The organism is Vibrio sp. V43_P6S15P86 (assembly GCF_009904725.1).
Classification (GTDB): domain Bacteria; phylum Pseudomonadota; class Gammaproteobacteria; order Enterobacterales; family Vibrionaceae; genus Vibrio; species Vibrio diabolicus.
Map to the genome: position 1 here is coordinate 1 of NZ_WXWT01000215.1, position 8,185 is coordinate 8,185.

Consider the following 8,185-nt stretch of genomic DNA (forward strand, 5'->3'; position numbering starts at 1 on the left):
CGTTTATATTTATTCCAACCCAGTAAAAAGTAACTTAGTTAGAATAACCCTGCTACCTGTTAACATTTAAAATGCTAACAGATAGAGTAACCATTAAATAAAATTCGTATAAAGCTATTTAGTTGAGAAGTGGTAACTCAGTCGTATATTTAATGGATTCCATAGCAAATGTTGAAGTCACATTAGACAGTCCCTTTACACTATTAACTAAGCGCTTATAAAACTCGTCAAAACACTTCATATCTTTGACTAGCACTTTCATCATGTAGTCATACTCGCCGGCCATACGATAAAACTCCATCACCTCAGGGAAATCACTCACTGTTGTGACAAAGTGGTGATACCAATCTTCAGAGTGATCGATGGTTTTTAGCTGAACAAAAGCGATAAAAGACAGGTCGAGTTTTTCTGCACTCAGTAACGCCACGCGCTTTTCGATGTAGCCTTCTTCTTCCAACCTTTTCAAACGCTTCCAACATGGCGTTGTTGTCAGATTAACCTGCTCTGCTAACTCATTTAATGACAAGGTGCTGTCGGTTTGTAACAACGCAAGCAGCTGCTTATCGAGTCGATCCAAACTCATCCTATAAAACCCACAAAGTGTAGAAAACTTTTCTATAAAAATAGTCATTACCAGCAACTATAGCAAAGTTTTTCTCTCGTATTATAGGTAAATTATTCCCATCTAATGCTTATCTATCGATTTCCAAGGAGAGACGCCATGTGTACTGACCACAACTGGATCAACAATGCAGTGCGTAAAATTGAAGCAGACTTTCAACGTTCTGCTGATACTCATTTATTTAAACTCGAACTGCCTTCTCTTGATGGTATCGATATCTACCTAAAAGATGAGAGCACGCACCCAACAGGCTCTCTGAAACACCGATTGGCACGCTCGTTGTTTCTTTATGCGATTTGTAACGGATGGATTGGTCCTGAAACCACAGTGATTGAAGCGTCCTCAGGCAGCACTGCCGTTTCAGAAGCGTATTTTGCTCGCTTGCTTGGCTTACCGTTCATTGCTGTTATGCCGAAAACCACCGCACGTAAAAAGATTGAACAAATTGAGTTTTACGGTGGTAAAGCGCATCTTGTAGAGCGCTCAGATCAGATTTATGACGAGTCTCGACGTTTGGCTCAAGAGTTAAATGGCCACTACATGGATCAGTTTACTTATGCTGAACGTGCGACTGACTGGCGCGGCAACAACAACATTGCGAACTCTATCTTTAGCCAAATGGAACTAGAAGATCACCCAATTCCTAATTGGGTAGTAATGAGCCCAGGAACTGGTGGTACGTCAGCAACCATTGGCCGTTTTATTCGTTACCAAAAATACGACACCAAACTTTGTGTCGTAGACCCTGAAAACTCGGTGTTTTACGACGCTTTCCAGTCAGGTAATCACTCATTAAAAGGTGAGACCGGCAGCAAAATTGAAGGCATCGGTCGACCACGTGTCGAGCCAAGCTTTATTGCAGGTGTTATTGACGAGATGCGCAAAATTCCAGACGCTGCTAGTGTGGCAACTGCACATTGGGTTTCTCAACTGATTGGGCGTAAAGTCGGTGCATCAACGGGGACGAACCTCTACGGTGTGCTTCAACTGGCCTGCGAAATGAAACAACGCGGTGAGAAGGGTTCTATCGTGACACTTTTATGTGACTCTGGTGAGCGTTACTTAGATACGTATTACGACTTAGCATGGGTAAAAGAGAACATCGGTGATATTCAACCTTACCTCGCGCAACTTGAAGTCATTCAAGCGAAAGGCTGTGTCGAACCTGCATGTTGCGGTCCAATTACCGCTTAATATGTAAATTCGAATGTAAAAAAACAGCCCGCTGATGTGCGGGCTGTTTTTTTGGAAATGAGTATTACTTTTTCTGACGCGCTTCAAACGCCGCCAATTGTTCTGGCGTTGCCGCTGGCTGATGATTTTGTTTCCATTCATCGTAAGTCATGCCGTAAACACGTTCGCGAGCGTCATCAATATCTAAATCCACACCGAGATTTTCCGCTTCGGCTTTGTACCATTTGCTAAAGCAGTTGCGACAGAAGCCCGCAAGAATCATGAGGTCGATGTTCTGCACGTCTTTATTCGCGTCTAAATGCGCCAATAAACGACGAAATGTCGCCGCGTCTAACTTATCTTGTTCTTCTTGAGTCAGATTTTTATATTTGAATTCAGCCACTTTCCTTTCCTTCTCTCTTATTTGATTGACGTTAGTCACCATACCGAATAGTAAGTTCTCCAGCCTAGGAAGTCTGCTTTAGCGCAACAATTCCCAGTCTAAATGACTACCTTTGCGCAAAAGCTGATATGATAAACGCCATCTATCTTATTGATTAAATTAATATTAACACAACTCATTACAACGGTCTTTTACAAAGGTTATCGTCAAGTTATGAAAAACGCCATTCTATTATTGTCTGCCTTGACCATCAGTGTGCCGACTTTTGCTGCTCAAGAACAAACTCATCAATCTTATTTTTATCTGGGTACTGGTAACGTCGGTTTTGATACGCCCTATTTTGGCTCAGACAGAGACAATGAGTGGTCCACACCACATATCACTGTTGGTTGGGGCTATCATGTCAATCAATACCTTGCGTTTGAAGGTGTGCTTCGCTATTCCCAAAACGAACTGAAGAACGACAAACTGAAAACAGATTTGGATTTGCACTATTACCAAGCGGGTATGTCAGCTGTATTGACCAGTGATAACCTTGGCGATACGCCACTTTCTTTGTTCGGCCGCGTGACCGCGTTAGGGACTCAGGCAGAAATGTACGTTCCAAACCAACAAAAAGTCACAGATGATTCAGGAGCACTATTCAATATCGGTGCTGGTGTCCATTGGGATATGAGCAAAGACATCTGGTTGCGCGCAGAGTACATCTATAATGTCGCAGATATGGGCTTTGAAGATTTTTACGACAGCTACGAAGGTGTGCAAGTTAGCTTAGGGAAACGCTTCTGACATTAGATAGCACCAAGTTACCAGAATTGAAATACAAACAAGCCGAGGTTTTTACCTCGGCTTGTTTTACAATCTACGGTGTGTCATCAGTTACTGAGCGGAGAACTTTTCTGTTGTCTCTTGATTCACATGGCTACTTGGTTGCCCGGCATCGAGAGAGTGTAAAATGCCATCTTGACGATCTTTTAGTGCATTCGTTAACGTCGGAAGTGCAGTGGTCGCTAACAACGCCATAACACCCGCAACTAAAACCATTTCTACCATGTAACTACCACGTACTTTTTTCAAGAGAACACCTCAAATAATAGGTATATGCTGCTTTCCCGGCATGACACCTAACAAGACCCGACATTCAGTCAATACGATGAGCGAGTCCTGTGCTCCTCGAAGAAGTGGCGAAATAATAAACAAAAATAATCATTAGATCTATAAGTAATCACTCTCAATATAAAAAAACACCGAACAACTTTTGTTCGGTGTTTTCAATCAAAGCTTTACGTACAGCGGCTAAGGATGAGCAATACGGCCTTTTGTATCGTGGCTGAGTGCTTTGTTCAATTCTGCTTCTACATGGCCTGGCGCCTGTGTTTTCGCCGAAATCAATCGGTACATAGCCGGGATGACAAATAAGGTCACCAATGTCGCAAATCCCATCCCGAAAAAGATCACGGTACCCACGGCAATACGGCTCTCATAACCAGCCCCTGTCGATACAATCAACGGGATAGCACCAGCAAGCGTGGTAAATGCTGTCATCAAGATCGGGCGTAGACGTCGCGCAGCTGCATCAATAACCGCTTTTTCGAATTCAACACCGCGGTCTCGCAACTGGTTGGCAAACTCAACAATCAAAATGCCGTTTTTCGTCACCATGCCGATCAACATGATCATGCCAATCTGGCTGTAAATGTTCATGCCTTGCCCCATCACAACCAAGCCAAGGAAGCCACCAAATACGCCCATCGGCACCGTAAACATCACCACTAACGGGTTCACGAAGCTTTCAAACTGAGCCGCCAACACGAGATACGCCACAAGCAATGCCAACGCAAACACGACAGCAACACTCGCTTGGTTCTCTTTAAAGTCTTTTGACTCGCCAGAATAACTCACCGAGATGTCACCTGGTAAGTTGTCTATCGCTTGTTGATCAAGGTAATTCAGCGCGTCTCCTAATGTGTAGCCTTCTGACAGATTAGCCGTAATAGTGATGGATTTCTGTTTGTTGTAGTGAGATAGACGAATAGAAGCTGCCACTTCTTCAATTTTAGTTACCGCGTCTAACGTCACTAACTGCCCACTATTAGTTCGCAGATAAATCTGGCTTAAATCCGCTGCATTATTAAAGCTGTTTTCATCACCACGAAGATACACATCATACTCTTCGCCACGCTCAACATAAGTCGTCTCACTTTTACCACCAAGCATGATTTCTAGCGTATCAGAGATGTCTTTGACACTGACCCCTAGTTCTGCGGCACGCTGTCTGTCGACCGTAACCAATAGCTCTGGCGTTTTCTCTGAGTAATCGATCTCAGCGCCTTCCATCATTGGCGATTCTTCTGCTTTGTTTTTCAACATTTCAGCCCAGACGAGAAGTTCATCGTAATCAGAGCCACCTAATACAAACTGAACAGGCTCACTCGAACCACCTTGGAAACCAGGCATGAATGGGAACACTCGAACATCAGGTATGCCAGCCAGTGCGCCACGCACTTTGTTAAGCGCTTCCTGAGCTGTTACATCTCGCTCGTTCCAGTCTTCTAGAATCATGATAACAAAGCCGGTTTGATCGCCTGCCTGTCCACCAAATGCAGGCGTTTGGATACTAAACGACTTCAGATACCCTTGCCCGAGTAATGGCATCAATCGGTCTTCAACAATGTCCATATTGGCTGACATACGATTGTATGACGTAGCATCAGCCCCGCGCACAAACGCAAACATCACGCCGCGATCTTCTTGAGGGGTCAACTGGGCTGGCACTTGGTTCATCAAGAAGTAACTGCCGCCCAAACACGCCAGAATCACCAGCGGTGCAGCCCAACGCATTTTCAATGCGCCTTTCAATAATGAGCGGTAACCACTCTCCAGTTTACTAAATAGGCGATCGACCACTTGATTAAATCGATTTGGTTTTACATTCGCCTTCAAAATCTGACTACCCAATACAGGAGTTAGTGTTAGGGCGATCAAAGACGAGAAAATCACAGACATCGCCAACAAGACAGAAAACTCAGTAAATAGCAGACCTACCATGCCATCCATAAAAGAAATCGGCAGGAATACCATCACCAGCACTAGCGTTGTCGCGATAACGGCAAAGCCTACTTCCCGCGTGCCTTTATAGGCCGCAAGCAAAGGCGATTCACCACGTTCGATATGGTGGAAGATGTTTTCAACAACCACAATCGCGTCATCCACTACCAAGCCGATAGACAGGATCAACGCCATCAAGGTGATTAAGTTGATAGAAAAGCCAAAGTAATAAGCGGCAATGAATGAGGAAATCAACGATACCGGAACCGTAACAGCTGGGATCAAGGTTGCACGAGCTTGACCAATGAAGATGTACAACACCAAAATAACCAAACCGCCCGTAATAAATAGCGTGCTATATACCTCTTCTATCGAGCGCTCGATAAACACCGTCGCATCGTAGTCGATAGCAAGCCGCGTTCCTTCCGGCAAGAACTTCTGGATGTTATCAACTTCAGCTCGAACTAATTTTGCTACTTCTAACGGGTTCGCATCAGACTGAGGAACTACCCCCAAACTAACATTGACGACGCCATCGCTTTTAAAGGTCGAGTTTTCGTTCTCTGCACCGATAAAAACATCAGCGACATCTTTCAAATAGATAGGCGTGTTGTCGCTTGCCCTTTTAATCACGAGGTACTGAAAATCTTCCGGCGTGTTATAACTACGCGCTGTCCGTACCGACATGACTGTCGAGTCATTACGAACTTCACCCCCCGGACTTTCTAAGTTTTCACTTCGCAGTGCCGATGTAATGTCCGAAGCCGTGACTGAGCGCCCCGCCATCAGCTCTGGCTTAAGCTTCACGTACATCACCTTGTACAAACCACCAGAGAGATCAATGGAGCTCACCCCAGAGATCAAGCTAAAGCGATCCATCAATACACGTTCGGCATAATCCGTCAATTGAGTGCGGTCCATCTCTGCAGAACTGAGATTTATATAGAGGGAGGCCTGACCTGAACCGTTATTCTTGTAGACAATTGGATCGTCCGCTTCATCAGGTAGCGAACGTTGAGCGCGAGCCACCGCGTCGCGAACATCACTAACACCCGTATTGAGATCGTAACCTAGCTCAAAAGTGATCGTAATACGCGAACTGCTGTTTCGCGTCGTCGAACTGATCTCATCTATTCCGCTGATGCCTGAAAGCTGATCTTCTAATACAGACGTAATTTGACTCTCGATGATCGTCGCGGAAGCGCCCTCATAACGCGTACTAATGGAAACGACCGGACTTTCAATGTCCGGCATTTCTCGCACCGCTAGTTTCGTAAAGGATACAAAACCAAATACACACAGCAGCATACTCAATACCAACGCTGCGACTGGGCGTTTTACAGAAACGTCAGAAAGTAACATTAGTTTGCTTCCTTAGCCGCTTCGTCTTGCGTGCTTTGAACACCTTGATTACCCGTTGCGTTAGCTGTTTCTGACTTTCCTGGTGCGACAATTTCCTTAACTTCAACACCATCTCGCATATTAACGATGCCCTGTACAACAATTTTGTCGCCAACTTCAACGCCTGATTCAATAACGACTTCGTTATCGACACGAGCACCGAGAATGACTTCTTGTCGAGTCGCTTTATTGTTGTCATCGATGACGTATACGTAACGTTTGGTGCCAGAGTATTCTAGTGCTTGAACCGGGATAATTGGCGCTTCAATCGCTGGGAAGGCCAATGATGCATTCATTAACATGCCCGGTTTTAAGCGGTTTTCAGGGTTCTCAAACTCAATACGCACACGCAGGTTCAGCGTTTCTGAGCTAATCCGCGTATCAATGCCTGTGACTTGACCAGTAAACGTCTGTTCACCCCATGCACTGGTTTTGGCAATGACTTCCATACCAATAGAAAGCATCGATAAATAGCGCTCCGGTACTTGTAAATCAAGCTCCATGACGGAAAGGTCATCCAAGGTCAACAGCTCTGTACCCGCGCTAACCATTTTACCGCGACTAAAGTCAATAAAACCAACAGTGCCAGAGAATGGAGCCGTAATATGAAGATCGGCCAAATTTGCTTGAGCGGCGTCCAGCCTTGCTTGTGCGATTTCAACGCTTGCTTTTTGTGCGTCGATCTCAGTTTGGGTGATAGCATTTCGCTTAACCAAACGTTGAAACTCTTTTAGCTTACGTTGTTCATCTTTAAGGTACGCCTTTGCCTCAATCAAAGCGGCTTGAGCCTTATCATCATCCAACTTGATTAACAGCTGACCTTGTTGGACATTTTGATTCGCTTTAACAGCGATTTGATTCACTTTTCCGGCGACTTCCGATGCAACAACCACAGACTCCGCCGCTTCTAATTTACCGATAAGCGATAAGGATTGATTGATCTCGTGCGTTTCTACTTGTTCAGTTACGACGGTAACTGCTGAGCCTCGCATAGCTGCGAAAGCTGATGGAGAACTCATTAATATAGAAAGCGTTAAAACAGATAACGATAACGTGGCTTTCATGCTCATGATATTGACTTCTAAACGAATAAACTTATGTCATTAAACTGCTTACATTTTATCAGTAGATACGTGGTTTAACGTCAAGTAGTGTAAATTCAAGTAAAAAGAGCGTTTCTCTTCTGTTCAAAGGACACACAAAACGCTGACTTTCTACCATCTTTGCCCAAAAAGACAGCATTCAACGTAAAAACGCAAGAAAAACGCTTTACAGCCTGAGCGAGTTTGCTATGATTCGCTCCGCACTTGGGAGATGAGTTGGGAAAACATCTTGCTAAGTATAAAAATCCTCTGGAGGGGTTCCCGAGTGGCCAAAGGGAGCAGACTGTAAATCTGCCGGCACTGCCTTCGATGGTTCGAATCCGTCCCCCTCCACCATATTCTTTCTTGTGTTTTCCTTTAAACATGAGAACAACTTGGAAGCTAGGTTGGGAAACTATCTTTTAAGTATAAAAATACCCTGGAGGGGTTCCCGAG

7 protein-coding genes and 1 tRNA gene are annotated in these 8,185 nt (G+C 44.7%); 3 read left to right on the forward strand and 5 right to left on the reverse strand.

The genetic code is table 11. The annotated features are described in order from the left end of the window. Window positions 1–118: 118 nt before the first annotated feature. On the reverse strand, window positions 119–583 hold the full coding sequence (locus CAG69_RS09590; RefSeq protein ID WP_161443930.1) for an Lrp/AsnC family transcriptional regulator: 465 nt from the start codon (window positions 581–583) through the stop codon (window positions 119–121). A gap of 138 nt (window positions 584–721) precedes the next feature. Between CAG69_RS09590 and CAG69_RS09595 the strand changes: the two genes are divergently transcribed. After that, window positions 722–1,816, forward strand: coding sequence for a PLP-dependent cysteine synthase family protein (locus tag CAG69_RS09595; protein WP_161443932.1), 1,095 nt, complete (start codon window positions 722–724; stop codon window positions 1,814–1,816). A gap of 64 nt (window positions 1,817–1,880) precedes the next feature. Here the strand turns inward: CAG69_RS09595 and CAG69_RS09600 are convergent, their stop codons facing one another. Continuing rightward, on the reverse strand, window positions 1,881–2,198 hold the full coding sequence (locus tag CAG69_RS09600) for a DUF1244 domain-containing protein (protein WP_005390574.1): 318 nt from the start codon (window positions 2,196–2,198) through the stop codon (window positions 1,881–1,883). A gap of 213 nt (window positions 2,199–2,411) precedes the next feature. Here CAG69_RS09600 and CAG69_RS09605 point away from each other — a divergent pair, with 213 nt between their 5' ends. Then, on the forward strand, window positions 2,412–2,987 hold the full coding sequence (locus CAG69_RS09605; RefSeq protein ID WP_012842010.1) for a porin family protein: 576 nt from the start codon (window positions 2,412–2,414) through the stop codon (window positions 2,985–2,987). Window positions 2,988–3,077: 90 nt separating this feature from the next. On the opposite strand, the gene CAG69_RS09610 is transcribed toward CAG69_RS09605, so the two are convergent. The 3 genes from CAG69_RS09610 to CAG69_RS09620 all read right to left on the reverse strand — a co-directional run bounded on the left by CAG69_RS09610 (window position 3,078) and on the right by CAG69_RS09620 (window position 7,717). Beyond that, window positions 3,078–3,275, reverse strand: coding sequence for a type II secretion system protein (locus CAG69_RS09610; protein WP_005390570.1), 198 nt, complete (start codon window positions 3,273–3,275; stop codon window positions 3,078–3,080). A 219-nt stretch (window positions 3,276–3,494) separates the two neighbouring features. Continuing rightward, window positions 3,495–6,608 carry a multidrug efflux RND transporter permease subunit VmeF gene (gene vmeF / locus CAG69_RS09615; protein ID WP_046874696.1) on the reverse strand — a complete coding sequence of 1,038 codons (3,114 nt, stop codon included), beginning with the start codon at window positions 6,606–6,608 and terminating at the stop codon, window positions 3,495–3,497. Continuing rightward, window positions 6,608–7,717: an efflux RND transporter periplasmic adaptor subunit gene (locus CAG69_RS09620; RefSeq protein WP_012842013.1), complete on the reverse strand. Its 1,110-nt coding sequence runs from the start codon at window positions 7,715–7,717 to the stop codon at window positions 6,608–6,610. The genes vmeF and CAG69_RS09620 overlap by 1 nt, the downstream gene beginning before the upstream one ends. Window positions 7,718–8,001: 284 nt before the next feature. On the opposite strand from CAG69_RS09620, the gene CAG69_RS09625 reads away from it, so the two are divergent. Then, window positions 8,002–8,086, forward strand: a tRNA-Tyr gene (locus CAG69_RS09625). The last annotated feature ends 99 nt before the right edge of the window (window positions 8,087–8,185 follow it).

Coding starts and splice junctions, on each gene's coding strand:
- CAG69_RS09590 (WP_161443930.1), bottom strand. CDS start 583: ATGAGTTTGGATCGACTCGATAAGCAGCTGCTTGCGTTGTTACAAACC.
- CAG69_RS09595 (WP_161443932.1), top strand. CDS start 722: ATGTGTACTGACCACAACTGGATCAACAATGCAGTGCGTAAAATTGAA.
- CAG69_RS09605 (WP_012842010.1), top strand. CDS start 2,412: ATGAAAAACGCCATTCTATTATTGTCTGCCTTGACCATCAGTGTGCCG.
- vmeF (WP_046874696.1), bottom strand. CDS start 6,608: ATGTTACTTTCTGACGTTTCTGTAAAACGCCCAGTCGCAGCGTTGGTA.
- CAG69_RS09620 (WP_012842013.1), bottom strand. CDS start 7,717: ATGAGCATGAAAGCCACGTTATCGTTATCTGTTTTAACGCTTTCTATA.